At 58.3% G+C, this 26,327-nt stretch carries 27 protein-coding genes; 15 read left to right on the top strand and 12 right to left on the bottom strand.

The features are described from left to right. Positions 1–63 precede the first annotated feature (63 nt). Positions 64–975: a LysR substrate-binding domain-containing protein gene (locus tag IV109_RS07720; protein ID WP_296694578.1), complete on the top strand. Its 912-nt coding sequence runs from the start codon at positions 64–66 to the stop codon at positions 973–975. Positions 976–990: 15 nt separating this feature from the next. Here IV109_RS07720 and parC read toward each other — a convergent pair whose 3' ends face one another. The 3 genes from parC to IV109_RS07705 are packed head-to-tail and all read right to left on the bottom strand — an operon-like array spanning position 991 to position 6,205. Next, positions 991–3,354, bottom strand: coding sequence for a DNA topoisomerase IV subunit A (gene parC / locus IV109_RS07715; RefSeq protein WP_296694576.1), 2,364 nt, complete (start codon positions 3,352–3,354; stop codon positions 991–993). A 5-nt stretch (positions 3,355–3,359) separates the two neighbouring features. Beyond that, entirely contained in the window at positions 3,360–4,184 is an 825-nt protein-coding gene (locus IV109_RS07710; RefSeq protein ID WP_296695708.1) for a transglycosylase SLT domain-containing protein, read from the bottom strand. 50 nt (positions 4,185–4,234) lie between these two features. After that, the gene (locus IV109_RS07705) at positions 4,235–6,205 is read right to left on the bottom strand and encodes a DNA topoisomerase IV subunit B (RefSeq protein ID WP_296694573.1); all 1,971 of its coding nucleotides are present in this window, start codon (positions 6,203–6,205) and stop codon (positions 4,235–4,237) included. Between the two features lie 114 nt (positions 6,206–6,319). On the opposite strand from IV109_RS07705, the gene IV109_RS07700 reads away from it, so the two are divergent. From IV109_RS07700 to IV109_RS07675, 6 genes are read left to right on the top strand one after another with little or no spacing between them, the layout of a single operon-like run. Continuing rightward, entirely contained in the window at positions 6,320–7,555 is a 1,236-nt protein-coding gene (locus tag IV109_RS07700; RefSeq protein WP_296694571.1) for an MFS transporter, read from the top strand. Then, positions 7,552–7,677, top strand: a complete 126-nt coding sequence (locus IV109_RS07695; RefSeq protein ID WP_296694568.1) for a hypothetical protein — start codon at positions 7,552–7,554, stop codon at positions 7,675–7,677. Before IV109_RS07700 ends, IV109_RS07695 begins: the two co-directional genes overlap by 4 nt. A 20-nt stretch (positions 7,678–7,697) precedes the next feature. Beyond that, complete coding sequence (locus IV109_RS07690; RefSeq protein WP_296694566.1) at positions 7,698–8,282, top strand: class I SAM-dependent methyltransferase; 585 nt, start codon at positions 7,698–7,700, stop codon at positions 8,280–8,282. 48 nt (positions 8,283–8,330) lie between these two features. After that, positions 8,331–9,224: a 4-hydroxy-tetrahydrodipicolinate synthase gene (dapA, locus tag IV109_RS07685; protein ID WP_296694564.1), complete on the top strand. Its 894-nt coding sequence runs from the start codon at positions 8,331–8,333 to the stop codon at positions 9,222–9,224. A gap of 43 nt (positions 9,225–9,267) precedes the next feature. Next, positions 9,268–10,347, top strand: a complete 1,080-nt coding sequence (gene bamC / locus IV109_RS07680; protein WP_296694561.1) for an outer membrane protein assembly factor BamC — start codon at positions 9,268–9,270, stop codon at positions 10,345–10,347. 12 nt (positions 10,348–10,359) lie between these two features. Continuing rightward, on the top strand, positions 10,360–11,136 hold the full coding sequence (locus tag IV109_RS07675; protein ID WP_296694560.1) for an MBL fold metallo-hydrolase: 777 nt from the start codon (positions 10,360–10,362) through the stop codon (positions 11,134–11,136). Between the two features lie 44 nt (positions 11,137–11,180). Here the strand turns inward: IV109_RS07675 and IV109_RS07670 are convergent, their stop codons facing one another. From IV109_RS07670 to IV109_RS07660, 3 genes are all read right to left on the bottom strand, one after another. Then, positions 11,181–11,483 (bottom strand): hypothetical protein, encoded by a 303-nt coding sequence (locus IV109_RS07670; RefSeq protein ID WP_296694558.1) that lies wholly within the window; start codon positions 11,481–11,483, stop codon positions 11,181–11,183. A 211-nt stretch (positions 11,484–11,694) separates the two neighbouring features. Beyond that, positions 11,695–12,219 carry a hypothetical protein gene (locus IV109_RS07665; RefSeq protein ID WP_296694557.1) on the bottom strand — a complete coding sequence of 175 codons (525 nt, stop codon included), beginning with the start codon at positions 12,217–12,219 and terminating at the stop codon, positions 11,695–11,697. Continuing rightward, positions 12,209–13,345, bottom strand: coding sequence for a cupin domain-containing protein (locus IV109_RS07660; protein ID WP_296694555.1), 1,137 nt, complete (start codon positions 13,343–13,345; stop codon positions 12,209–12,211). The genes IV109_RS07665 and IV109_RS07660 overlap by 11 nt, the downstream gene beginning before the upstream one ends. Before the next feature lie 61 nt (positions 13,346–13,406). Here IV109_RS07660 and IV109_RS07655 point away from each other — a divergent pair, with 61 nt between their 5' ends. Further along, on the top strand, positions 13,407–13,940 hold the full coding sequence (locus IV109_RS07655; RefSeq protein ID WP_296694553.1) for an FKBP-type peptidyl-prolyl cis-trans isomerase: 534 nt from the start codon (positions 13,407–13,409) through the stop codon (positions 13,938–13,940). A gap of 1 nt (position 13,941) precedes the next feature. On the opposite strand, the gene dut is transcribed toward IV109_RS07655, so the two are convergent. Then, on the bottom strand, positions 13,942–14,388 hold the full coding sequence (dut, locus tag IV109_RS07650) for a dUTP diphosphatase (protein WP_296695705.1): 447 nt from the start codon (positions 14,386–14,388) through the stop codon (positions 13,942–13,944). Further along, on the bottom strand, positions 14,388–15,614 hold the full coding sequence (coaBC, locus tag IV109_RS07645) for a bifunctional phosphopantothenoylcysteine decarboxylase/phosphopantothenate--cysteine ligase CoaBC (RefSeq protein ID WP_296694552.1): 1,227 nt from the start codon (positions 15,612–15,614) through the stop codon (positions 14,388–14,390). The genes dut and coaBC overlap by 1 nt, the downstream gene beginning before the upstream one ends. Positions 15,615–15,744: 130 nt before the next feature. Between coaBC and IV109_RS07640 the strand changes: the two genes are divergently transcribed. From IV109_RS07640 to IV109_RS07620, 5 genes are all read left to right on the top strand, one after another. Beyond that, on the top strand, positions 15,745–17,412 hold the full coding sequence (locus tag IV109_RS07640) for a CTP synthase (protein WP_296694551.1): 1,668 nt from the start codon (positions 15,745–15,747) through the stop codon (positions 17,410–17,412). Then, entirely contained in the window at positions 17,412–18,269 is an 858-nt protein-coding gene (kdsA, locus tag IV109_RS07635) for a 3-deoxy-8-phosphooctulonate synthase (RefSeq protein WP_296694550.1), read from the top strand. Before IV109_RS07640 ends, kdsA begins: the two co-directional genes overlap by 1 nt. Before the next feature lie 144 nt (positions 18,270–18,413). Then, complete coding sequence (eno, locus tag IV109_RS07630) at positions 18,414–19,697, top strand: phosphopyruvate hydratase (RefSeq protein WP_296694549.1); 1,284 nt, start codon at positions 18,414–18,416, stop codon at positions 19,695–19,697. An 8-nt stretch (positions 19,698–19,705) separates the two neighbouring features. Then, complete coding sequence (locus tag IV109_RS07625) at positions 19,706–19,981, top strand: septum formation initiator family protein (RefSeq protein WP_296694548.1); 276 nt, start codon at positions 19,706–19,708, stop codon at positions 19,979–19,981. A 21-nt stretch (positions 19,982–20,002) separates the two neighbouring features. Then, complete coding sequence (locus tag IV109_RS07620) at positions 20,003–20,641, top strand: AAA family ATPase (protein ID WP_296694546.1); 639 nt, start codon at positions 20,003–20,005, stop codon at positions 20,639–20,641. A gap of 42 nt (positions 20,642–20,683) precedes the next feature. On the opposite strand, the gene IV109_RS07615 is transcribed toward IV109_RS07620, so the two are convergent. Together IV109_RS07615 and IV109_RS07610 are read right to left on the bottom strand one after the other, a co-directional pair. After that, positions 20,684–21,673 (bottom strand): Hsp33 family molecular chaperone HslO, encoded by a 990-nt coding sequence (locus tag IV109_RS07615; RefSeq protein ID WP_296694543.1) that lies wholly within the window; start codon positions 21,671–21,673, stop codon positions 20,684–20,686. 42 nt (positions 21,674–21,715) lie between these two features. Beyond that, the gene (locus tag IV109_RS07610; RefSeq protein ID WP_296694541.1) at positions 21,716–22,240 is read right to left on the bottom strand and encodes a gamma carbonic anhydrase family protein; all 525 of its coding nucleotides are present in this window, start codon (positions 22,238–22,240) and stop codon (positions 21,716–21,718) included. A gap of 52 nt (positions 22,241–22,292) precedes the next feature. Here IV109_RS07610 and IV109_RS07605 point away from each other — a divergent pair, with 52 nt between their 5' ends. Both IV109_RS07605 and IV109_RS07600 read left to right on the top strand, forming a co-directional pair. Further along, entirely contained in the window at positions 22,293–23,078 is a 786-nt protein-coding gene (locus IV109_RS07605; RefSeq protein ID WP_296694539.1) for a ferritin-like domain-containing protein, read from the top strand. 68 nt (positions 23,079–23,146) lie between these two features. Next, positions 23,147–24,403, top strand: coding sequence for an HDOD domain-containing protein (locus IV109_RS07600; protein ID WP_296694536.1), 1,257 nt, complete (start codon positions 23,147–23,149; stop codon positions 24,401–24,403). Positions 24,404–24,431: 28 nt separating this feature from the next. Here the strand turns inward: IV109_RS07600 and xerD are convergent, their stop codons facing one another. Continuing rightward, positions 24,432–25,343: a site-specific tyrosine recombinase XerD gene (gene xerD, locus IV109_RS07595; RefSeq protein WP_296694534.1), complete on the bottom strand. Its 912-nt coding sequence runs from the start codon at positions 25,341–25,343 to the stop codon at positions 24,432–24,434. Further along, positions 25,340–26,302, bottom strand: coding sequence for a tripartite tricarboxylate transporter substrate binding protein BugE (locus IV109_RS07590; protein ID WP_296695702.1), 963 nt, complete (start codon positions 26,300–26,302; stop codon positions 25,340–25,342). The genes xerD and IV109_RS07590 overlap by 4 nt, the downstream gene beginning before the upstream one ends. Positions 26,303–26,327 lie beyond the last annotated feature (25 nt).

The raw sequence follows: 26,327 nt of genomic DNA, 5'->3' as shown, positions 1-26,327 counted from the left end.
CGGACCACTAGCAGCTATATCCAATTGGCATAATAAGGCATCAGTTATTCCCCAGCAGCACCCATGGATCTGAAACAACTCGAGTACTTTGTGCGCGTAGCCGAACTCGGCAGCTTCACCCGCGCCTCCATCGCGCTGGACGTGGCACAACCCGCGCTCAGCCGCCAGGTACGCCTGCTGGAAGTAGAACTGCGGCAGAACCTGTTAACCCGCAATGGGCGTGGTGCCATACCCACCGAAGCCGGACGCCTTCTGCTGGCCCATGGCCGTGGCATCTTGCATCAGGTGGAGCGAGCGCGCGAGGAATTGGGCCGGGTGCGCGGAGCCTTGGCCGGCCGCGTGGCAGTGGGATTACCCAGCAGCCTGGCACGGGTGCTGACGGTACCACTGACGCGGGCTTTTCGCCAGCAAATGCCCGACGCCAGCATTTCAATCAGCGAAGGCCTGTCCGTGGCCATGCAGGAGTCCTTGGTGAATGGGCGACTGGACATTGCCGTGCTGTACAACGCTCAGCCAAGCACCGACATAGACATCTCCCCACTGCTCGAGGAAGACCTGGCATTGGTCCAGGCCCGCCCGCCGGGCCTGCAGGAAGACCCCTCCCCCGGTCCCATTTCATTGAAAGCGGTCGCGGAGTTGCCCCTGGTGATTCCAAGCCGACCCAATGCCATTCGCATGCACGTGGAATCGGAACTGGCCAACATTGGCTGCCGCCTGAAAATCGCCTTGGAGATTGACGGCGTGTCGGCCATTCTCGATCTGGTGGCCGACGGCGCAGGCTGCGCCGTGCTGTCGCGCAACGCAGTGGCGAATTCGGTCAGGCCCTCTGCCTTCACCGTGCGCAAGATCCGTGATCCAGCACTGCGCACCAAGGTTTCGCTGGCAACCAGCTCACTGCGACCCGCCACGCTGACGCAGCAGGCCACGCTCACCCTGATACGCCAGATCGTGGACCAGCTGCCCAAGCCTGATTGATCGGGCTTGAGGCCCTTACTCGACGCGTGTGATCGAGGTGGGCTTGAAGCCCAGATCGGCAGCCTTGCCCTTGCGGGCGCGGGCCGTACGGGCGTTGTTGAGACTTCGGATCTCCAGCGTCTCTTCCCTGGCTTTTCCGCCCCGGCCAATACCTTCGATGCGAATGCTGCGCGTGTAGGCAGCAGCACCGGCCAGGGCATCCTTGGGTTCAAGGTCAATCAGCATCAGTCCCCGACCGCCGTTGGCCATGGATTTGAGTTCGTTGATCTCAAACGTCAGGATCCGGCCTCCGGTGGAAGCACAGGCCACGTGGGTAGCAGGTGTCAGCGGCACGGCGCCTGAGCTACCCGCCACTGGCGAGGGCTGGCACAAGGACTCGCCGTCACTGCAACTCACAAAGGCCTTGCCGCCTTTGAGTCGGGAAGTCATGTTCTCCACCGAGGCCAGGAACCCATAACCACCTGAACTGCTGAGCAAAAGGGTGGCGCTGGCTGGGCCCGCGTAGTAATACAGCAATTGGGTGCCGGCTTCCAGCTCCAGCAGGGTTGTCAGTGGTTGTCCATCGCCACGGGCGCCAGGCAACAGCGAAACGGCCACCGAGTAAACGCGGCCGTTGTTACCAAAGGCCAGCAAGGTGTCCACCGTGCGGCACTCAAAAGTGCCATACAAGCCGTCGCCCGACTTGAAGGCGAAGCTGGATGCATCATGCCCATGCCCGCTGCGCGCACGAACCCAGCCTTTTTGGCTCACCACCACGGTCACGGGTTCGTCCACCACCTTGACTTCCAGGACCGCTTTTTTCTCGGCCTGGATCAGGGTACGGCGCGGATCGGCGAAGGTTTTGGCATCGGCCTCGATTTCCTTGATCATCAATTTGCGCAGCGCCGTGGGGCTGCCCAAAATTTCTTCAAGCTTCTTCTGCTCATCGCGCAACTCTTTGAGCTCTTGCTCAATCTTGATGGCTTCCAGACGAGCCAACTGGCGCAGGCGAATTTCAAGAATGTCTTCGGCCTGACGCTCCGACAAATTGAAGCGTGCAATGAGCGCGGCCTTGGGGTCGTCTGCCTGACGAATGATGGCAATCACTTCATCAATATTGAGCAGCACCAGCTGACGGCCTTCCAGAATATGGATGCGGGACAGAACCTTGTCCAGGCGATACTGCGAGCGGCGTTCGATCGTGACCTGGCGGAACTCGATCCACTCGTTGAGCATCTGCCGCAGGGACTTCTGGGTGGGCCGGCCATCGAGTCCGACCATGGTCAGATTGATCGGCGAGGAAGTCTCCAGGCTGGTGTGCGCCAGCAAGGTGGTAATGAGTTCCTGCTGCTGGATCCGGCTGGTCTTGGGTTCGCACACCAGACGCACTGCCGCATCCTTGCTGGACTCGTCACGCACCACATCCAACACCGACAGCACGGTGGCCTTGAGCTGGGTTTGCTCCAGCGATAGCGCCTTCTTGCCGGCCTTGATTTTGGGGTTGCTCAACTCCTCAATTTCTTCCAGCACGCGCTGGGTACTGACGCCTGGCGGCAGCTCAGTGACAACCAGTTGCCATTGGCCGCGCGCCAGTTCCTCGATCTTCCAGCGCGCCCGCACCTTGAGCGAACCACGCCCGCTGCGGTAGGTATCGGCAATGTCGCCAGCGCTACTGATGATCTGACCGCCCCCCGGATAGTCGGGGCCCGGAACAATGGCAAACAATTCGTCATCGCCGAGCTTGGGGGACTTGATGAGTGCCACACAGGCATCGGCAATTTCCCGCAAATTGTGACTGGGGATTTCAGTGGCCAAGCCCACGGCGATGCCACTGGCGCCATTCAGCAAGGCAAACGGCAAGCGGGCCGGCAACTGGCGCGGCTCCTCAGTGGAGCCATCGTAGTTGGGCGTGAAATCAACAGTACCTTCGTCGATTTCATCCAGCAGCAAGCTGGTGATCTTGGCCAGCCGCGCCTCGGTGTAGCGCATCGCAGCGGCGCCATCGCCGTCCCGTGAGCCAAAGTTGCCCTGGCCGTCAATCAACGGGTAACGCAAGGAAAAGTCCTGCGCCATACGCACCGCAGCGTCATACACCGACGAGTCACCGTGCGGATGAAAACGACCCAGCACATCACCCACGACCCGGGCAGATTTAACAGGTTTGGCGCCAGTGTTGCCGTTGGCACCGCCAAAGCCCAAGCCCATGCGCGACATGGAATACAGAATGCGCCGTTGCACCGGCTTCTGACCATCGCACACGTCGGGCAAGGCGCGACCCTTGACCACGCTCAGAGCGTATTCAAGGTAGGCGCGTTGCGCGTACGAAGCAAGGCTGGGAGCGTCGTCGCCGTCGGTGGGCTCTGGACTCTGGGAAAAATCGAGTATCGGTTGGTCAGTCATGAAAACTAGTCAGTCTCGGTCTTGAAGTTGGCATTGGGGATCGGCGGTGGAGCCGATGAAATCATGTTGCCGCGGCTCAAAGCGCCCCCCTGCATTTCCATGCGCACCCGGGTCGGCGCCTGGCGTGGGTTCTGGCTCAAGGCGGAAGGCTTGAGCAGGGTGTAGAGCTGCATCACGGTTTTGACGTAGTTCTGCGTCTCTTTGTAATTGGGGATCTTGTTGCCCGCACGCTGCACGGCCCCCTCGCCCGCGTTGTAAGCGGCCAAAGCCAGTTCAAGCTGCCCGGGGAAAAGATTGAGCAGATCCCGCAAATAGCGACTGCCGGTTCTGACATTGGTCCTGGGGTCAGAAAGCTTTTTCTCGATGGATGTGCGCTTGTCCCCTTCAAGGCCATAGCGCGCCGCTGTGGCGGGCATGATCTGCATCAATCCAATGGCGCCCTTGGGTGACACCGCCATGGCGTCAAAGCCGGACTCGGTCGCAATCAGGGCCTGCAGCAACTCAAAATCGATACTGTGAAAGGTGGACGCTTCGCGCAGGTAGGTCTTGACGACTCGGAAGCTGGGCGAGACTTCAAAAAAACCAAGCATCCGGGCCCCTGCCGCCGACAAGACTGCCGGCGCTACCACCGGACTGCCAGAAGCGCCTGCACCCCTCTGGCCCGTGGCGGTATCGAAGTTTTCGCCACCTCGGGAAAAGATTTCATACCGCTCGTCCAAGCGTTCTGTTGCAAAGTGGGCAACGCCCTTGTCGTCCACATAAGCCCAGATATCCGCATGCGCCGATTGCTGCAAAAATAATAGCAATAAGCCTATATAAAACGAGGGCATCAGGCCAAAAAAACCTGAAGCAACCCGACGACAACGAAGCAGCAGGTGCATCAAATATCGATCTCGACAGAGTCTCCGTGAAGCTCCATCAGCTCACGGCGCGCCGCAGCCTCACCTTTGCCCATCAGTTTGGTGATCAGCCCTTCGGTTTGCGCAAAATCCATGCTGCCCAGTTGTACCGGCAGCAAACGCCGGGTGTCCGGATTGAGTGTGGTGTCCCACAGCTGCTCGGCGTTCATCTCGCCCAGACCCTTGAAGCGGCTGATGCTCCAGGCCCCTTCCCGCACGCCTTCTTTGCGCAGCTTGTCGAGGATGGCGGTCAACTCGCCGTCATCGAGCGCGTAGGCTTTGGAAGCAGGCTTCTTGCCGCGGGCCGGGGCGTCGACGCGAAACAGCGGCGGGCGTGCCACAAACACATGGCCCGTTTCAATCAGCTTGGGAAAGTGCCTGAAGAACAGGGTGAGCAGCAAGACCTGAATATGCGAGCCATCCACATCGGCGTCCGACAAGATACACACCTTGCCGTAGCGCAACCCACTCAGGTCAGGGCTGTCATTGGGACCATGCGGATCGACACCGATCGCCACCGCAATGTCGTGGATTTCAGTATTGGCAAACAGGCGATCGCGTTCGACTTCCCAGGTATTGAGCACCTTGCCGCGCAAAGGCAGGATGGCCTGGCTTTCCTTGTCGCGGCCCATCTTGGCGCTGCCCCCGGCGGAGTCTCCTTCCACCAGAAACACTTCATTGTGGGCCAGGTCCCGGCTTTCGCAGTCGGTCAGCTTGCCTGGCAATACGGCCACGCCAGAGCCCTTTCGTTTCTCGACTTTCTGACCGGCCTTCTGCCGGGTCTGGGCCGCCTTGATGGCGAGTTCGGCAAGCTTCTTGCCGTATTCAACGTGCTGGTTCAGCCAGAGCTCCAGCGTCGGGCGTACAAAACTCGATACCAGGCGCACCGCATCGCGCGAGTTCAGGCGCTCCTTGATCTGCCCCTGAAACTGCGGGTCCAGAACTTTGGCGGACAGCACATAACTGGCACGGGCAAACACATCTTCCGGCAGCAGTTTGACGCCTTTGGGCAGCAGGGAATGCAACTCGATGAAGCTCTTGACCGCCGTGAACAGGCCGTCGCGCAAGCCGCTTTCATGGGTCCCGCCAGCGCTGGTGGGGATCAGATTGACGTAACTCTCACGCACCGGCTGACCATCCTCCGTGAACGCAACGCACCAGGAAGCGCCCTCGCCTTCAGCAAAACTGTCGTGCTGCGCGTCGGCAAAGCCCTCGCCCTCGAACAGAGGAATAACGGGTTCGCCACCCAGCGTCTGCATCAAGTAGTCGCGCAAGCCGCCCTTGTAAATCCAGGTTTGGGTTTCACCGGCTTTCTCGTTGATGAGACTGACCGTCACGCCTGGCATCAGGACAGCCTTGCTGCGCAGCAGATGCGTCAGCTGCCCCATGGGGAGTGCCAATGCCTCGAAATATTTGCCATCGGGCCACACGCGCACAGTCGTGCCCGACTTCCGGTCACCTTCGCCAGCCTTGCGTGCCTGCAAGGCTTCCGCCACGTCGCCATTTTCAAAAACCAGGCGCGCCACCATGCCTTCGCGGTAGGTTGTGGCTTCCAGACGCTTGGCCAAGGCATTGGTCACGCTGACACCCACGCCGTGCAGACCGCCCGAAAAGCTGTAAGCGCCGCCCTTGCCTTTGTCAAACTTGCCGCCCGCATGCAAACGTGTGAAAACCAGTTCGATCACGGGTGCATTTTCTTCGGGATGCAGGCCAAAGGGGATGCCCCGGCCATCATCTTCAATGCTGACGGATCCGTCCGTATGCAACAAAACCTTGATTTTCTTGCCATGCCCCGCCAGCGCCTCGTCGGCCGCGTTGTCCAGCACTTCCTGGATCACATGAAGCGGATTGTCGGTGCGGGTGTACATCCCGGGCCGCTGCTTGACCGGCTCCAGGCCCTTGAGCACGCGGATGGAACCCTCTGAATATTCGGATATTGGTTTAACTGCCATAGCCTTGAATTGTAGTCGCTTGCCATCAAACAACTGGATGAAAATACAGGCCTCATGCCGCAAGCCCAATTTGGCGACAGAGCGGCCGCTGCCGAGAGCGACTATATTTGGCTCATGACAACACCCTCCAGACCGCTCTCGATCACACAGGTTCTCATTTGCGGCGCAGCCATCGTGACCCTGTCCATGGGCATCCGCCACGGCTTCGGCCTGTGGCTGCAACCCATCACCCAAACCCAGAACTGGAGCCGTGAGACCTTTGCGCTGGCCATTGCCATCCAGAACCTCACTTGGGGCTTCGCCGGTATTTTTGCCGGCATGGCTGCCGACAAATTTGGCGCCTTTAAGGTCATTGTGCTGGGTGCAGTGCTTTACGCGCTGGGTTTGGTCGGGATGGCCAACTCGTCCACGCCATTCTGGTTTGCCATGACGGCTGGCGTGCTTATCGGCATGGCCCAGGCGGGAACCACCTATGCTGTGGTCTACGGGGTGATCGGGCGCAACGTCAGTCTGGATAAGCGCTCCTGGGCCATGGGCGTGGCCGCCGCTGCGGGTTCTTTCGGCCAGTTCCTGATGGTGCCGACGGAAGGCTTTCTGATTGACAGCCTGGGCTGGAAAGAGGCCCTGGTGGCCTTGGGTCTTGCAGCACTGCTGATCGCGCCACTGGCCTGGGGATTGCGTGAGCCTGGATTTTCTGCTGGCACCGCTTCAAAGCGCGATCAAAGCATCGTTCAGGCACTGAAAGAAGCATTCCAATACCGCAGCTTTCAGTTGCTCATGGCGGGCTATTTCGTTTGCGGCTTCCAGGTGGTTTTCATTGGGGTGCACATGCCCAGTTACCTGAAGGACCACGGTTTGTCACCCCAGGTCGCCAGCTATGCCCTGGCGCTGATTGGCCTGTTCAACGTCTTTGGCACTTATGCGGCCGGCTCACTGGGGCAAAGAATGCCCAAGAAGAACATCCTGGTCTTCATCTACCTCGCAAGAACGGTGGCAATCTCCCTGTTTCTGCTGGTCCCCCTGTCGCCGCTGAGCGTCTATGTTTTTTCGGCCGTGATGGGACTGTTGTGGCTCTCCACAGTGCCTCCCACCAACGCCACGGTGGCGCAGATCTTCGGCGTTGCACACCTGTCCATGCTCAGTGGCTTTGTGTTTTTCAGCCATCAGATCGGCTCTTTTCTGGGCGTGTGGCTGGGCGGCTACCTGTACGATCGCACCGGCAGTTATGACGTGGTCTGGTACATCGCCATTGCGCTGGGGGTATTGGCGGCCCTGGCAAATATGCCGGTGAAGGAAGCATCCATCGTTCGCAGAACTGCGCCGCAGGGTGGCCTGACATCAACATCATGAAGCATGGCTACAAGGCACTCCTCTATGCGGGTGCTTTGACCCTCCTCCTGGCGGTGTTCTCCTTGTACACACGCCCTGACTTCCTGCTCAAGCTGGCAGATCAGATTTGGGCCTGTTTCTGAGACCAAGCAACTCCTCTACTGTGGATAAATCACCAAGTTCTCCCGCTCACGGCAGGGAACCAGCATCCAGCTGGGTTCGACGCTGGAGCCACCTCGCCCCGCGCCCAGGCTCGGTGCTGGACATTGCCTGCGGCCATGGTCGGCACATGAAATGGTTTTCAGAACTGGGCCACCGCGTCACGGGCATTGACCGCTCGCCTGAAGCCATCAACGCGGCAGCCGCTTACGGCGAAGCCGTTCTGGCAGACATCGAACAGGGTCCCTGGCCCCTCGGGAACGGCGACCAACTGCGTCAGTTTGACGCCGTGATCGTCACCAACTACCTGTGGCGAGCACTATTTCCGGTCATTGCCCAAAGCGTTGCACCCGGAGGTCTGCTGATTTACGAAACCTTTGCCACAGGCAATGAAACGGTGGGAAAGCCGTCAAGACCCGATTTCCTGCTGCAGCCTGCTGAATTGCTCACCACGTTCCGGGGTATGCGCTTGATCGCCTTTGAAGACGGTTTTCTGGACAATCCCCCCCGTTTCGTACAACGCATTGCTGCGGTTCGCGATGATTTGACGGGCTCGGACCACCGAGTACCCAAGCGATATCCGCTTTGATTTTCTCACTCTAGTTAAAATGCTGATTTACCGTTTAATTACTCGGACATGACATCCTCAACCGGCCAAATCTCGGGCAGCATCGTCGCACTTGTCACCCCTATGCATGAGGATGGTAGTGTTGACTACCCCACGCTGCGTAAACTGATCGACTGGCACATCACAGAGGGCACCGACTGCATTGGCGTCGTTGGCACCACTGGTGAATCGCCCACGGTCAATGTGCAGGAACATTGCGAAATCATCCGCGTATCGGTGGAGCAAGCCGCAGGCCGGGTACCGGTGATGGCGGGTTGTGGCGCCAACTCGACAGCCGAGGCCATCGAATTGGCCAAATTTGCCAAAGCAGTCGGTGCAGATTGCCAATTGCAGGTCGTTCCCTATTACAACAAGCCAACCCAGGAAGGGCAGTTTTTGCACTTCAAGGCGATCGCCGAAGCCGTTGAACTTCCCATGGTCCTGTACAACGTCCCTGGCCGTTCAGTTGCAGATATGGCACATGACACGGTTCTGCGTCTGGCCAAAGTGCCAGGAATCGTTGGCATCAAGGAAGCGACAGGCAACATCGAGCGCGCCCAGTGGTTGATCCGTGAAGCGCCCAAGGGCTTTGCCATTTACTCGGGTGATGATCCGACTGCCGTCGCCCTCATGCTGTGCGGTGGGCATGGCAACGTCAGCGTCACCGCCAACGTAGCGCCCCGGCTCATGCACGAACTGTGCGTTGCCGCCATGGCAGGTAACACGAAGCGCGCCATGGAAATCCAGTTTGAACTGATGCCCCTGCACAAAAACCTCTTTGTCGAGGCCAACCCCATCCCCGTGAAATGGGCGATGGCCAGAATGAAGCTGTGTGGTGCCACAATGCGGCTGCCCATGACACCTCTGACCTCCGTCAACGAAGTGGTCGTTGAAAGCGCTTTGCTGGCATGCGGCCTGGTCTGATCGATCCGGTCAGACCTCTCTCATTACCCCTAGGGACACTCTTGTGAATCATTTTTCCAGAATTGCGCTGCTGAGCCTTTCCATGACGCTTGGTGCGTGCTCCGTTCTCGAGAGCGACAAAATTGACTACAAAAGCTCAGGCAAGGCGCCTACGCTGGAAGTCCCGCCCGACCTGACACAACTGTCCCGCGAAACCCGGTACGCCGTTCCTGGCGGTCCGGTGACGGCATCAAGCTTCAAGCTTGGACAAGCGACCGACACGGTGCCTACGGCCGTCACCTCCATTGGCGACGTTCGCATTGAACGTGCGGGCACCCAGCGCTGGCTGGTCATCAATCGGCCGGCCGACAAACTGTGGGAGCCCGTGCGTGACTTCTGGCAAGAAAATGGCTTCCTGCTCGCTCTCGATCAGGCCAATCTGGGCATCATGGAAACAGACTGGGCGGAAAACCGCGCCAAACTGCCGCAAGACATCATTCGCGGAACGCTGGGAAAAGTATTTGACTCGCTGTACTCGACAGGTGAACGCGACAAGTTTCGCACCCGCCTGGAACGAAATGCAACCGGCGGAACCGACATCTTTATCAGCCATCGCGGCATGCTGGAGGTGTATGACAGCGCACAAAAGGACCGGACGGTGTGGCAGCCTCGTGCCGTGGACCCCGAACTCGAAGCAGAGTTTCTGCGCCGCCTGATGGTCAAGCTGGGCGTCACCCATGAGCAATCCAAGGCGCTGATTTCTGCAGGTGCCCTCAAAAACACCTCTCGCGTGGCGACCGTGAACGGACAACCCGTGGTTCAAATTGACGAGGGATTCGACCGCGCTTGGCGGCGTGTTGGTTTGTCGCTGGATCGCACCGGCTTCACAGTTGAAGACCGGGATCGCAGCAAAGGCATCTATTTTGTCCGCTATGTGGAACCCAATGCAGACAAAGCCGAGCCCGGCTTCTTCAGCAAACTCTTTGGCCCTTCCAAAGCGGACGCCAAACCTTTGAAATACCGGATCGCTGTCGTCAGCCAGGGGGACTCCACCGTCGTCTCGGTACTTGACAATGCGGGCGCACCTGACACAACGGGTACGGCTCAGCGAATCGTCAAAGTGATTGCCGAAGACCTCAAATAAACGAATCGCGGGATGCTGCGATTCAAGATCCTGGGCAGTGGCAGTTCGGGAAACGCTATGGTGGTTGAAGCCGGCAGTGCAAACGGCTTTACACGGGTGCTGGTAGATTGCGGACTGCCCCTCAGGCAACTGGACGAGCGTTTGGCGCTGGCGGGATTATCAGCCGACGCGATTGATGCTGTTTTCATCACACATGAGCACAGTGATCACATCGGCCATGCCCGTCAATTTGCCCTGCGATGGCGAACGCCCGTGTGGATGAGTCATGGCACCCATGCCGCTATGGGTTCTCCCGATTTCGACGGATTGCTGATGCGAGCCTGCGACTGCACCAGCATCCAGATCAAAGACCTGCAGATCATGCCCTTCACTGTGCCCCACGATGCGCAGGAGCCACTCCAGTTGGTGATCTCGGATACCTCGAAACGGCTCGGCATTCTGACCGATTTGGGACACGCCACACCCCATGTAATCGAGCAATTGGCGGGTTGCCACGCGCTGATCCTTGAATGCAACCACGACCCGGATCTCCTCGCAAGTTCAAGCTATCCCGAGTTTCTCAAACGACGCGTCGGGGGACGATTCGGCCACTTGTCCAATGATCAAGCAGCAGGCATTGCCACTGCGGTTTGCCACGACGGCCTGAAGCATCTCATTGCGGCTCATTTAAGCGAACGCAACAATCATCCCGAACTTGCCATACAAACCCTGGCCCGCGCAACAGGTCGGGACCCGTCAGAAATTGTGGCCGCACATCCAGCATCCGGCACGGTGTGGCTACAACTCTAAATTCTTTCAGGCAATAAAAAAGCCACCTGACGGTGGCTTTTTCATCAACAAAGTTGAGAAAGCAAAAGCTTACTTCTTCGCTGGGGCAGCAACTTCAGCAGCCTTCTTGGCAGCATCGTTAGCAGCGCCTTTGGCAGCGTCGGCAGCAGCGCCAACAGCAACAGCAGCACCCTTGGCAGCATCAGCAGCAGCGCCGGTAACAGCAGCAGCGCCGGCAGCAGCACCAGAAGCAGCAGCTTCAGGAGCGGGAGCAGCAGCAGGTGCTGGAGCAGCAGCAGGTGCTGGAGCAGCAACAGGAGCAGGAGCAGGAGCGGCTGCAGGAGCAGGAGCTTCTTCTTTTTTACCACAAGCAGCCAGAGCAGCGGCAGCGATAACAGCAGCCAAAACGAGCGATTTATTCATTTGAAAAATACCTAGTGAGTTAACGAAACAATTTCCGGAAATTGTCAGTGCAGCGAACTGCAAGGACCAAGCAAAAGGACTCGAGCTCTTTTTGCTTAGCCCCAAATTATATCGCAATATTTTCTTCTATTCACTTGAAACTTCAACAAGTGTGAATCACAAACCCAGTGTGGATGCCGGGAATCCGGGTGAGCTGTTCCGGATATGTTCATCCAGCATCTCGCGCAGCTTCACCCAATACTCTCGCCCATCGCCGCAAATTCCGCGGCTCTGCGATGGGTCCAGTCGGTGCATGAACCAGGCCGGACTCAAAATGACGCTGGGAAAATCAAGCGCAGACGCCGTGCGACACACCCGGCAGTCGAGAATATGTCCCCATGTTTTCCGCCATGCGACAAAACGGGGCTGATGACGCATTACCTCGTCATAGCGGGTGGCAAGCATGGTCAGGCGGCGCCCCGATGACGACCACGCCTGCAATGACGCCACGACCTCACGCTCGCGCAAAGGCCAATCCTCGAAAGTGGCGTCGCACAGGATGATCTCCCGCCAACCCTCTCTGGCAGCGCGAGCCAGAGCGTCCCGAACCAGTTGCTCAAAGTCACTGCGACCGGAAAATCTGCCGCTGAGCAGTCCTTCCGATGGCTCGCCGGCTGGTTTGGCCGGCTGTTCAGAGTCCATGTAACCACCCCGCATCGCACCAGTCCTGCAACAATGCCCTGGCTTCAGCGCTGGCACGGCCCAAGTCCCGATGACTCAGACTGCGCTGGTCCGACAGTTGCTGCATCAATGTCGCATCGCGCCCGGCGGCCCGAAAGCTCTCGCCATTGATAAAAATATGACGGGCATCAAACATCATTTTGGTGCGACGGTCCAGCTGTACACAAGTATTTGGTTCCGCAGCCCCCCGCTCACCATCCTCGAACCAGACATTGGCCTTTGGTTCAGTCAGGTACTCGCCCAGCGCCCGTGCCAACGCATCCGGATCACGCAAGGCTTTTTCAAGCGCATCGCGCGCAAATTCGACCATTTGCGCTGGAATTTCCCCAGGTTGCGTTACCGCGACCTGCCGGGGGTCCTTGTACAAGGCCACGCCCACCATATCCTCCGCATCCTCGGCCAGGCGCGACAACATCTCGCGGGCCAACTCGCCCTGGCTCGGCGAACGAAATCCAATGGAGTACGTCATGCACTCCCCTTCTGCTCCACCGTCGTGCGCATACCGGGGCGGGAGATACAACATGTCGCCGGGCTCCAGGACGAACTCCTCTTCAGGCACAAAGTTAGCCAGGATTTTCAACGGAACGCCCTCCTGCAAGGACAGGTCTTTCTGACGGCCGATACGCCAGCGCCTGCGACCGTGCGCCTGCAGCAAAAACACGTCATAGCTGTCAAAGTGCGGGCCAACACCACCACCGTCCGTGGCGTAGCTGATCATCAGATCGTCCAGTCGAGCGTCCGGAACAAAACGAAACTTGTTCATCAGGTCATGCACCGCCTGATGCTGCAAATCAACTCCCTGCAACAAAAGCGTCCAACCCGGCTGCTTCAGAGCCGGCAGGGCGCGCCGCTCAAACGGCCCCTGCCTGAAACGCCAGCCCGGAGCATGCTTGCCCTGCTGCTGGATCACCATGCGCGCCTGCACATCCTCGCGGGATGCAAGCTCAAACAACTCGCCGCGGTCCAGCAAAGGCTTGAAACCGGGAATGGCCTGGCGAACCAGCAAGGGTTTTTTTTGCCAATGCCGCTTCATGAACAGCTGGGGACTCAAACCGCCCAGCAGTTGCAGTGGCTGATCTACATCCATAAAAATCTCCGGTGACGTTGGGGGAAAAGACATTGTCAATTCAAACTGCGACAATTCTCATATGGAAATTAAACAACAATGTGTGGTCGCTCTGACCTGGACGCTGAAAGACACCCTGGGCGAGGAACTTGATGTACTCGATGAGCCCGTTGAATTTCTGGTCGGCGGCGAAGATCTTTTCGATGCGATTGAAGAAGCGCTGCAAGGCCATGAAGTTGGCGCCAGACTGGATCTGCAAATCGAACCCGAACAGGGTTTTGGCGATTTCAATGATCAGCTCATCTTCCTTGAAGCGCGGGGACTTTTCCCGCCCGAACTCGAAGAAGGCATGACGATTGAGGGAAGCGCATTGCCGGTTGGCTGCAACCCTGATGCCCCCAAAGACGTTATTTACACCGTCACCGAAATCTACCCCGAGCACATCGTGCTGGACGGAAATCACCCCCTTGCGGGAATTGCACTTCGTCTGAATCTGAAGGTTGAGGGCATTCGCGAAGCCACCGAAGAGGAAATTGGACGCGGCTCAGCAGGCACCGGGTTTTTCAAGGTCCACGCGCTGCACGCAACACCGCCCGGCAACGACACCCTGCACTGACTCAGGACTTGCCAGTAGAACCATAACCCCCCTCGCCACGCTCGCTGGCGGGGAATTCAGTCACCACGTTGAATTGCGCCTGGACCACGGGAACAATAACGAGTTGGGCAATGCGCTCCATCGGGGCTATCGTGAAAGCGACATCACTGCGATTCCAGGCGCTGACCATCAACTGGCCCTGGTAATCACTGTCAATCAACCCCACCAGGTTTCCAAGCACGATGCCGTGCTTGTGACCCAGGCCCGAGCGGGGCAGGATGAGCGCTGCAAAATTCGGATCATTCAGATAAATGGCGATGCCGGTGGGCACGAGTTGCCAGGCATTGGGCTCCAAGGTCAAGGGCTCACTCAGGCAAGCGCGCAAATCAAGCCCGGCGCTGCCTGGCGTCGCATACGCCGGCAACTGCTCTGCCATGCGTGAATCCATGATCTTGACATCTATTTTCATCATTTCTGGCCTCTAGCCTTCATTCTTATTGCAATGTTTGCTATCAATTTACGAGCAAGCGACAACTTGCTGTCGCGCTCCATTTCCTGGGTACCGGACTCGTCCACCAAAAGTAGTGCGTTGTCGTCCTGCCCAAAGGTGGCGGGACCGATGTTTCCCACCAGCAAGGGAACGCCCTTGCGCAGGCGCTTGGCCTGCGCGTTGGCCAGCAGATCCTGACTCTCCGCCGCAAAGCCCACGCAATACAAGTCCCCGGCTTGGGCGCGGGTGGACTGCGCAACGGCAGCCAGAATGTCCGGATTCTCGACAAAACTCAATTCCGGCGTTTTGCCCGAGCCGTCCTTTTTGATTTTTTGATCCGCCGCATGGGCCGGCCGCCAATCAGCCACCGCAGCCGTCGCAATAAACACGGTCGCAGCAGCAACCTTGTCCTGAACCGCCTGGAACATGTCTCTTGCGGACCGCACATCCACACGATTGACACCGCGGGGCGTTGCCAGACTGACCGGACCAGCGACCAGCGTCACGACGGCCCCGGCTTCACGCGCCGCCCGGGCAATAGAAAACCCCATTTTCCCGCTGGACAGGTTGGTAATACCCCGCACCGGGTCAATCGCTTCGTAGGTCGGCCCTGCCGTCACCAGCACATGCTGCCCCGCCAGCGTTTTGGGCTGGAAAAAGGCAATCACCTCTTCCAGCAACTCATGGGACTCCAACATGCGACCATCACCCGTTTCGCCACAGGCCTGATCTCCGTTTCCCACATCAAAAATCGTTGCCCCATCCGATACCAGTTGGGCCCGGTTGCGTTGGGTGGCAGGATGCGCCCACATTTCACGGTTCATGGCGGGCGCAATCAGCAAAGGCACACTCTGCAGGGGGCGTGCCAGGCACATCAGGCTCAGGAGATCGTCTGCACGGCCATGCAGGAGCTTGGCCATGAAATCGGCACTGCAGGGCGCAATCAGGATGGCATCAGCCTCCCGGCTCAGATTGATGTGCGGCATGTTGTTGGGTTCACGCGGATCCCATTGCGAACCATAAACCGTGCGATTGCTCAAGGCCTGCATGGTCACAGGCGTCATGAACTGCTGCGCGGCTTCCGTCATCACCACCTGTACCGTCGCACCCTCCTTGACCAGGGCCCGGCACAAGTCGGCCGCCTTGTAGCAGGCAATGCCACCCGTCAGCCCAAGAACAATATGTTTTCCAGCAAGCTCATTCATGCCGGCAATGTAGCAGAGCTTGAAGCGGCCTACCCGTTCCTTGCCGACGCCTCATGGTGCAACAGGTCTGAAGCTGGTGGCCTGTATAATTTCGCTTTACCACCTCCCCGAGCGTGCAGCTCCCTCTGACATGACCAAATTTGTCTTCGTCACCGGCGGTGTGGTGTCTTCCCTTGGCAAGGGAATCGCCTCAGCCTCCTTAGCAGCGATTTTGGAATCGCGAGGCCTCAAAGTCACTTTAATCAAGCTTGACCCCTACCTGAACGTCGATCCTGGCACCATGTCGCCCATGCAGCATGGTGAGGTGTTCGTCACCGACGATGGCGCCGAAACCGATCTCGACCTGGGCCACTATGAACGCTTTGTGGAAACACGGATGCGTAAGGCCAACAACTTCACCACGGGTCAGATCTATAAAAGCGTGCTGGAAAAGGAGCGCCGTGGCGACTACCTGGGCAAGACCGTGCAGGTCATCCCCCACGTGACCAATGAAATTCAGGATTTCATCAAGCGCGGCGCGCGCTTCGGCACCCCCGAAGCGGTGGATGTGGCCATTGTCGAAATCGGCGGCACTGTGGGTGACATAGAGTCCCTGCCCTTTCTGGAAGCCGTGCGCCAGATGAGCCTCAAGCTCGGCCCCAACAACAGCGCCTTCGTGCATCTGAGCTACGTGCCATGGATCGCGGCGGCCGGCGAACTCAAAACCAAACCAACCCAGCACACCGCCAAGCAGTTGCGGGAAATCGGCATTCAGGCCGATGCCCTTCTGTGCCGTGCCGACCGGCCCATCCCGGACGAAGAGCGGCAAAAAATCTCGCTGTTTTCCAACGTACCGGACTGGGGCGTCATCTCCATGTGGGACGTGGACACCATCTACAAGGTGCCGCGCATGTTGCATGAACAGGGACTGGATGGCCTGATCTGCGACAAGCTGCGTCTGAACACGCCGCCCGCCAATTTGAAGCGCTGGGACGATTTGGTTTACGAAACAGCGCACCCGCAAGGCGACGTCAACATCGCCATGGTTGGCAAATATGTGGACTTGAGCGACAGCTACAAGTCGCTCAATGAAGCCCTGCGGCACGCAGGCATGAAGAACCACGTGCGGGTAAAAATTGATTACATCGATTCAGAAACCATCACGCCGGACAGCGTGAAGCAACTCGCCAAGTTTGATGCCATTCTGGTGCCAGGTGGTTTTGGCGTTCGCGGCGTTGAAGGCAAAATTTGCGCCGCCCGTTTTGCCCGTGAAAACAGGGTTCCGTACCTCGGCATCTGCCTGGGCATGCAGGTGGCCACCATCGAATTCGCCCGCCACGTTGCGGGTTTGAAAGACGCCAACAGCACCGAATTTGAGCCCCATGGTCCAAACCCCGTGATTGCCCTGATCACCGAGTGGAAAGACGAAGACGGCACCATCAAAACCCGTGACGCCAATTCTGATCTGGGCGGCACCATGCGCCTGGGTGCGCAGAGTTCTGATGTGGCCAAAGGCACTTTGGCTCACAAGATCTACGGCGACGTCGTCACAGAGCGCCACCGCCATCGCTACGAAGCCAATGTCAATTACCTGGACACGCTGCGCAAGGCTGGCCTGGTGATCTCCGCCCTGACACAGCGCGAACACCTGACGGAAATAGTCGAACTCCCGCAAGCTGTTCACCCGTGGTTCATGGGTGTTCAGTTCCACCCTGAATTCAAGTCAACCCCCTGGGATGGGCACCCGCTGTTCAATGCGTTTGTCAAGGCGGCTTTGGACCACCAGACCGAAGGCAAGAACTTGAAGGCAGTCGCCTGATGAAGCTGTGCGGCTTTGATATTGGACTGCAGCACCGGTTTTTTCTGATCGCGGGTCCCTGCGTCATCGAGTCGGAACAATTGCAGATGGATACGGCCGGCACGCTGAAGGAAATCACTTCGAGTCTGGGTATTCCATTCATCTTCAAAAGCAGCTTTGACAAGGCCAACCGCTCCAGCGGCAGTACCTTTCGCGGGCCCGGTATCGACAAGGGATTGGAAATTCTGGCCAAGGTGAAACGTGAACTGGGTTTGCCCGTTTTGACGGACATTCATTCGGAAGACCAGATTGCACAGGTTGCCTCGGTGGTGGATGTGCTGCAGACCCCTGCTTTTTTGTGTCGCCAGACTGACTTTATCCGGGCGGTCGCGCAATCAGGCTTGCCGGTGAATATAAAAAAAGGCCAGTTTCTGGCCCCTAGCGACATGAAGAACGTGATCGACAAGGCACGCGCCGCGGCACGGGAAAAAGGTTTGGAAGAAGACAATTTCATGGCCTGCGAGCGTGGTGCCAGTTTTGGCTACAACAACCTGGTCAGTGACATGCGTTCGCTGGCCATCATGCGCGAAACCGGCGCGCCAGTCGTTTTTGATGCCACCCACTCGGTGCAACTGCCCGGCGGACAAGGCACCAGCAGCGGCGGGCAACGTGAAATGGTTCCGGTGCTGGCGCGTGCGGCCGTTGCGGTTGGCGTCGCCGGTTTGTTCATGGAAACCCACCCCGACCCGGCCAAGGCAATGAGTGATGGGCCCAACGCGGTACCACTCAAGCACATGAAAGCCCTGCTGGAGACTTTGGTGGCGCTGGACAGCGTGACCAAGAAAAATGGTTTCCTTGAAAACAATTTCGACGCCTGACCATGACCCGTGCCTGCATTATCGCCAACGTGACCGAGATCAAGCCTTCGCGCTACAAAGGGCACAAAAATGGTCGAAGGCGTATTCGTTTTTTATTGTCTATTTCCTAATTTCAGTTTTGTTTTTTGTTTTTGAAAGAAATCAATGAGTGCAATTGTTGACATCGTCGGTCGCGAAATTCTTGATTCACGGGGCAATCCCACCGTGGAATGTGATGTGCTGCTGGAATCCGGCACCATGGGCCGCGCCGCAGTGCCGTCGGGCGCCTCTACAGGCAGCCGTGAAGCCATTGAACTGCGCGACGGTGACAAGAGCCGTTACCTGGGCAAGGGGGTTCTCAAAGCCGTCGAGTACATCAACACCGAGATTTCCGAAGCGGTTCTGGGTCTGGACGCATCGGAGCAGGCGTTCCTGGACAAGACGCTGATCGACCTGGATGGCACGGAAAACAAATCCCGCCTGGGTGCCAACGCGATGCTGGCCGTTTCCATGGCAGTTGCACGCGCAGCCGCCGAGGAGTCCGGCCTGCCGCTGTACCGCTATTTTGGTGGCATGGGCTCCATGCAGATGCCTGTGCCCATGATGAATGTGGTCAACGGCGGCGCACACGCCAACAACAATCTTGACTTGCAGGAACTGATGATCATTCCGGTGGGTGCACCCAGCTTCCGCGAAGCGGTCCGCTACGGCGCAGAAGTGTTCCACGCCCTCAAGAAAATCCTGCACGACAAAGGCATGAGCGTTGCGGTGGGCGATGAAGGTGGCTTTGCACCGAACGTGGCCAGCCATGAAGCGGCCATCCAGTTAATTCTGGAAGCTATCGACAAGGCCGGGTTCGTTGCAGGCGAACAAATTGCGCTGGGTCTGGACTGCGCGGCCAGCGAGTTTTACAAAGACGGCAAATACCACCTGGAAGGCGAAGGCCTGGTCCTCAGCTCGGAAGAATGGATCAACATCATGTCCACATGGGTGGAAAAGTACCCGATCATCAGCATCGAAGACGGCATGGCCGAAAACGACTGGGATGGATGGAAACTGCTGACCGACCGCTTGGGCAAAAAAGTTCAAATCGTCGGTGACGATCTGTTTGTCACCAACACCAAAATCCTGAAGGAAGGCATCGACAAAGGCATTGCCAATTCGATCCTGATCAAGATCAACCAGATCGGCACCTTGACTGAAACCTTCGCCGCCATCGAAATGGCCAAGCGCGCCGGCTATACCGCCGTGATCAGCCATCGCTCCGGCGAGACCGAGGACTCCACCATCGCCGACATCGCGGTGGGCACAAATGCTGGCCAGATCAAAACTGGCAGCTTGAGCCGTTCGGACCGCATGGCCAAGTACAACCAGTTGCTGCGCATCGAAGAAGACCTGGGCGACATCGCCAGCTACCCCGGCCGCGCGGCCTTTTACAACCTGCGCTGAACCGATGCATGGGTAATCGCGTTGTCCCGGCCATTCTCATCGCCCTGCTCGTAATTCTTCACGCGCAGTTGTGGTTTGGCCGTGGCAGCGTACCCACTGTGGCGCGCATGACTGAACAGCTCCATGCACAGAACCAGCAGAACCAGCAGGCGCTGCTGGCCAACAATCGATTGGCTGCGGAAGTTCGCGATCTGAAGGAAGGCCTGGAAATGGTCGAGGAAAAAGCGCGTCTTGAACTCGGCATGGTCAAGACCAACGAAATTTACGTCCAGATCGCGAAGTAGTCGTCCATACGCTTCATCTTGATGAAAATTGCAATTCTGGGCGCGGAAGGCACAGGCAAAACCCTGTTGTCGCAGGCCTTGGTACAGGCACTACGCAGCATTGAAAACAGTTCGCTTCTTGTGCCAGATGTGTTGCATGAGTGGTGCACACTGCATGGCCGCACACCCAACAGCCACGATCACGCCGCGATGGCCACCGAGCAGACACGCCGGGTCCACGCATCCTTGCCAACGGACGCGCTGGTGGTCGATTCACCATCCCTGATGACCGCCGTCTACAGCGACCTGCTGTTCCATGATGATTCCCTCTACGCCGACGCGCTTCAACATCAACGCCGCTTCGATCTGACCCTGCTCACTGGCCTGGACCTTGACTGGGTACCTGACAGGCCGGAGCGGCCAGGACTTCCATGGCGCGAACCTTTCGATGCGCGCTTGCGCCAGGTACTTCTCGCCAACGCATTGAGCCATACCGTGGTGTACGGCGCAGGACAGGTACGGGTTCAACGCGCGCTACAGGCCATCGCCCATCACAGGGACTCCCAGATTGCGCCACTGGACGCAGACCAGCCACCATGGCAATGGTCGTGTGAAAAGTGCAGCGATGCGACCTGTGAACACCACATATTCACAGGTCGTCTCAAAATTGGTAATACGTAATAAACAGGCGGATGGCAAGGCCGAATATATCAACCGTACAAATTATTGAACGATATCGCTCGATGGTGGCAAAGCACCGGCCACCGTGAATATCTGGGCCACGTCGATCGGGTCGAACTGGTATTGCACACCGCAAAATTCGCACCCGACTTCGATGCCACCGCGCTCGGCCAAAATACTTTGTGCTTCCTCAAGGCCCAGCCCGGCAATCATCCGGCTCACACGCTCGCGGCTGCAAGTACACTCAAAACGTGGCGCGGCATCACCTGTCAAAGGTTCAAAGCGCAACAATTTTTCTTCCCAGAACAAGCGCCGGAGAATGGTTTCTACATCCAGCGTCAGAAGCTCTTCGCGCTTCAGGGTGGATGCCAGGATGGCGATCCGGTTGTAGTGCTCGTTGAGGCCAATTTCATCCTCGTTGGCCTGGCTCACGGCGCTACCGGCAAGGTTGCCCACACCCTCCATGGGCAAACGCTGAATGAGCAGACCTGCTGCAACCTTGTCGTCAGCCGCGAGCACCAGGGTTGTATCCAGTTGCTCGCTTTGCAGCATGTAGTGCTGCAGGACATCGCTCAGGCTCTCAAGCTTTTCGCGCTGGTCTCCAAACAAGGGCACAACGCCCTGGTAGGGCTGCTGACCAGGGAAACGGGTCTTGGGGTCCAGCGTGATGGCGCATTTTCCCTCGTTGTTCACGTTGACCATCGTGCTCAGGCTTGCCTCAGCGGCGACGTCTCCCGAAACAGTCGCCGTGGCGCGCAAACCCAAATCGGGCTGTACCTCAACCACGGCCAGCTTCACAGGTCCATCGCCAAATATCTGCAAAATGAGCGAGCCATTGAACTTGATGTTGGACTGCATCAGCGTTGCCGCAGCCACCATCTCCCCCAACAAGTTTTGCACGGGCAAAGGGTAAGCGGCGGTGGGATGCGCGGAGGCCCGACGGCGCAGAATTTCAACCCATGCATCGGTCAGGCGCACCACCATGCCGCGCACCGGCAGACCGTCAAATAAAAACTTGTGAAGTTCAGACACGCGCTTGCTCTTTCAAATTCAATGCCTCATCCCAAACCGGGATCAGGCGACTTTTTTAAGGCTTTTGCGAAAGCGGTTGGCATTCTCGACATAGTGCAAGGCGCTGAGTCGCAAACCTTCCAGTTGCTCGGGTGTGAGCTGACGCACCGCCTTGGCCGGACTGCCCAGAATCATGGAGCCATCGGGAAATTCCTTGCCTTCGGTGACCAGGGAACCGGCCCCGACCAGGCAACCCTTGCCGATTTTCGCGCCATTCAGAACGACTGCACCGATGCCGATCAGAGAACCATCGCCAATGGTGCATCCATGCAGCATGACCTTGTGGCCCACGGTCACATCGTCACCCACCGTCAGGGGCATGCCGACATCAGCGTGCAAGACGCTCATATCCTGAATATTGGAGCGTTTCCCTATCCGGATGGTCTCGGTGTCGCCACGGATCACGGCACCAAACCATACGCTGGCGCCATCGGCCAACTCTACATTGCCCATCACCTGGGCACTGTCGGCCACCCAGGTCGATTCAGCCATTCGGGGAGTCACACCGTCAAGTTCATAGATCGCCATGTTTATTCCAATTGTTCAATATGCCTAGAATTGTAAAGATGGAAACCCAAGCATGACCAACTCAGCCCGGCGACTGGCCCAGCAGCTCCTTCTGATCTCATCGCCTCAGGAGAAAGCTGCGGCCGTGCTCTTGCTTGAGCCGGCCTCCTTGAGCATCGATCCTGCCGAATTGATTGAGGAGCCAGCCAACCTTCCGGGTCGCCCCTTGAAGCCGGTTCTGGTGCATCCCGGGCAACTCAAACACCGGGCCGTGGGCACGCGCGAAGGCCGGGGCGCCCTGATCCACGCGCTCACGCACATTGAAGCCAACGCCGTCAATCTGGCCTTGGACGTGATTTGGCGATTTCCCGGCATGCCGGAGCGCTTCTACCGGGACTGGCTCAAAGTCGCACAGGAAGAAGCCCTGCACTTTCAATTGCTCGCTGGCCATCTGGCAGGCATCGGCTATGAGTATGGAGACTTGCCAGCCCACGATGGCCTGTGGGAAATGGCCGAGAAGACCCGCGGCGATCTGCTGGCGCGTCTGGCTTTGGTACCCCGAACGCTGGAAGCCAGGGGTCTGGACGCCTCCCTCCCCATCCGCAACAAGCTCATCTCGGTGGGCGATAAAAAGGGTGCGGACATTCTTGACATTATTCTGCGCGACGAGATCGGGCATGTGGCCATCGGGAACCATTGGTACAGGCATCTTTGTACCTTGCGGGAGTTGGACCCTGTCAGCACCTATGCGAACCTGGCCAAAGCCTACGGCGCGAGAAAGCTCAGCGGACCCTTCAACATGGAGGCACGCCGGGCTGCGGGCTTTGATGAGGCCGAACTGGCACAACTCTGCGCCTGAGGGCCCGTGGCGTGTCCGCCCAACTTGAATGCTGCCTAAAATAGGTGCTTACGCATTCGTGGCACCTCATGTCAAACCACTCTGAAACCGAAACCCTGCCGCAGCCCAACCCGAGCGACTCTGGCGCTATCGCGCGCCAGGCCATCCTGGATGCAAACCGCGCCGTTTTTGGCTATGAGCTATTTGATCGTTCGCGCGACTCACAGTCGCATACTGCCGCCAGCGATGCCGCCCTGCTGTTCAACGTACTGTCCCATGCAGACAGCGAAGTGCTGATTGACCGAAAAACCATTTTCATCAACTGCACCCATGAAACCCTGGCTGGCGGCCATCTGGAGTTGATTCAGCCCGACCGGGTGGTACTGGAGATTCCGCCATTGGCCATGGCCAATGGGGAGGACATCGACGCCCACCGGCAAACCCTGTCGGAGATTGCGAAGCGCGGCTTTCGGTTCGCCTTCAATGAAAGCGTGTTGACCGATGACTATGCCAGCTGGCTGCCACTGGCTTCGTTCATCAAGCTGGACATTTCCCATCTGTCGGCTGACCTCCTGCGCTCGCTCACCCAGCGCGCCAGGCAAAGTCCGGGTGCCCGCCTCGTGGCGGAAAAGGTCGAAACCGCCGAGCAATATGAGCTGGCGGCCAGCCTGGGCATCAAGTTATTCCAGGGCTATTGGTTTGCCCAACCGGTGCTCATCACCGGGCAGACCCTGCGGCCCGCGCAAGCGGCCATCATTCAGCTCATCAACCTGGTTCGCAAACAGGCCAGCACCGTCGAGATCGAGGAAGTCCTCAAGAGAGACCCGACCCTGTCGTTCAACCTGCTGCGCTTCATCAATTCATCGGGCTTTGGCCTGAGCTGCGAGATCACCTCCTTTCGGCATGCCGTGATGATTCTCGGTCTCAAGAAATTGTTTCGATGGGCTGCGCTATTGATGACAACCTCCCGCCCCGGGGGCTCGCCGCCTGCAGTAGGCAGCATGGCCGTGGTGCGCGGGCGCTTGATGGAACTGCTGGCGGCTGAACTGCTGCCCCCCGAAGAATGTGACAACGCTTTCGTGGTGGGTGTTTTTTCCCTGCTCGACACCATGCTGGGCATGTCCCTGACCAAGGCACTGGAGTCGATTTCATTGCCCGAGACCGTGGTCAATGCCCTGCTGCATGACACCGGCGTTCTGGCTCCGTTCCTGGACCTGGCCAAGGCCTGCGAAAGCGCCGATGATGCGGCTTTCTCCAAGGCGGCTGACGCCCTGCAATTGACCAACCAGCAGGTGAACTGGGCCCATCTGCAGGCACTGGCCTGGGCTGAAACACTGTCAGACTGAACCGCTTCGCCTTTGTGCGGCAAGTGCCCTAGCCTCGGGGGTGGTGCCGGGCATGCAAGGCATTCAAGCGCTCGCGTGCGATATGGGTGTAGATGGTGGTGGTGGATATATCCGCGTGACCGAGCAGCATCTGCACCGCACGCAGATCGGCCCCATGGTTCAGCAGATGGGTCGCGAAAGCATGCCGCAGCGTGTGCGGTGACAGGGGTGCGGTGATGCCCGCGCTCAGTGCGTGCTTCTTCACAATCATCCAGAACATCACGCGGCTCATGGCGCTTCCGGCTTTCACACCCCGATGAGTCACGAACAAGTCTGGCGTCTGTTTGCCCGCCAGCAATTCAGCGCGTGCGCCGCTCAGGTAGCGCCCCAGCCAGACACTGGCCACCTCACCAAAAGGCACCAGCCGCTCCTTGTTGCCCTTGCCGAAAACCCGGATCACGTTTTCCGACAGGCTGATATTGAACACTTTGAGCGTCACCAGCTCGCTGACCCGCAAACCGCTGGCGTACATCAGTTCCAGCATGGTGCGATCACGCACACCCAGCGCCATGGAGGTGTCAGGCGCTGCGAGCAAGGCTTCCACTTGCGCCTCAGACAGGGTCTTGGGCACGCGCAAGGCCTGCTTGGCCGCCTGCAACTTCAGCGTGGGGTCGGATTCAATCAGTCGCTCGCGCAACGCCCACCGAAAGTAGCGCTTGAAAACCGTGAGTCGCCGGTTGGCGGTGGTCGCCTTGCTGGTACTGTGCTGAGCGGCAAAGTAGCCGTTCAGGTCGTTCTCCACTGTGTCAATCAGCGCCTTGTTGCGGGCCTGAAGCCAGACCGAATACAGCGTCAGGTCACGCCGGTAGGCGCCCAGCGTGTTTTTGGACAAGCCCTCCTCCAGCCACAACGCATCTATGAATGCGTCGATGGGCGCCTCAAGGGCAGCTGTCGCCTTCAATCGAGCTTGAGTTTGGCTGAGTCAACCACCTTTTTGTAGACCTCGTATTCAGCCTTCATCTGGGCGGCGAATTGCTCGGGCGTATTGGCCACAATGAAGGAGCCGGTTTCTTCGATTCGCTTTTTCACTGCCGGATCTTCCAGCGCCTTGCGAACGCCAGCATTGATCTTGTCAACAATGTCTTTGGGCAAACCCTTGGGTCCGTAGATGCCGTAATAAGCCATGCGGTTCACTGGTTCCAGTCCAACCTCCTTGAAAGTTGGCACATTGGGCAATTGGGCCAGGCGCTGGGGCGCGGCCACCACGATCGGCACCAGCCGGCCAGACTGGATGAAGGGCATGGAGGACGGCAGGTTGTCAAAGGTCATGGGCACCTGGCCCGCCACTGTGTCATTCAGGGCCGGACCGGCACCCCGGTAGGGAATGTGGGTCACGAAAGTACCACTCAAATTCTTGTACAACTCCATCTGCAAATGCCCAATACCACCCGTGCCCGACGACGAGTAGGAGTATTTGCCAGGGTTCTTTTTCAGTTCGGCGACAAAGCTCTTGTAGTCCTTCGCGGGGAAGCTGGGGTGCACGGCAATCACATTGGGTGTGGCCGCAATGTTGATGATGGCGGTGAAATCAGTCAGTGGGTTGTAGGGTATGCGGGCATTGATGGCAGGATTGGCCGCTGTTGTAGACACGGTTGCCATACCCAGCGAATAGCCATCAGGCGGCGCCTTGGCGGTCTCATTGGCGCCAATAACGCCGCCCCCACCAGCTTTGTTCTCCACCACCACGGTTTGGCCCAGGGCCTTGCCCAGCGCGTCCGAGATCGTACGGGCAATGATGTCGGTGGTCCCGCCCGGCGCAAATGGAACCTGCAGCTTGATGACCTTGCTCGGGTAGGCCTGAGCCATGGCGGTGCCAGCAACAGCCAACAGGCTGAGGGCGACTAGGGAACGACGATGCAGCATGGTTGATATCCTTGAGTTTCAG

The sequence above is a fragment of the Rhodoferax sp. genome, from assembly GCF_018780565.1.
GTDB lineage: Bacteria > Pseudomonadota > Gammaproteobacteria > Burkholderiales > Burkholderiaceae_C > Rhodoferax.
Note: the sequence above shows the minus strand (reverse complement) of the source record. Positions and strands in the feature narration are given on the sequence as shown.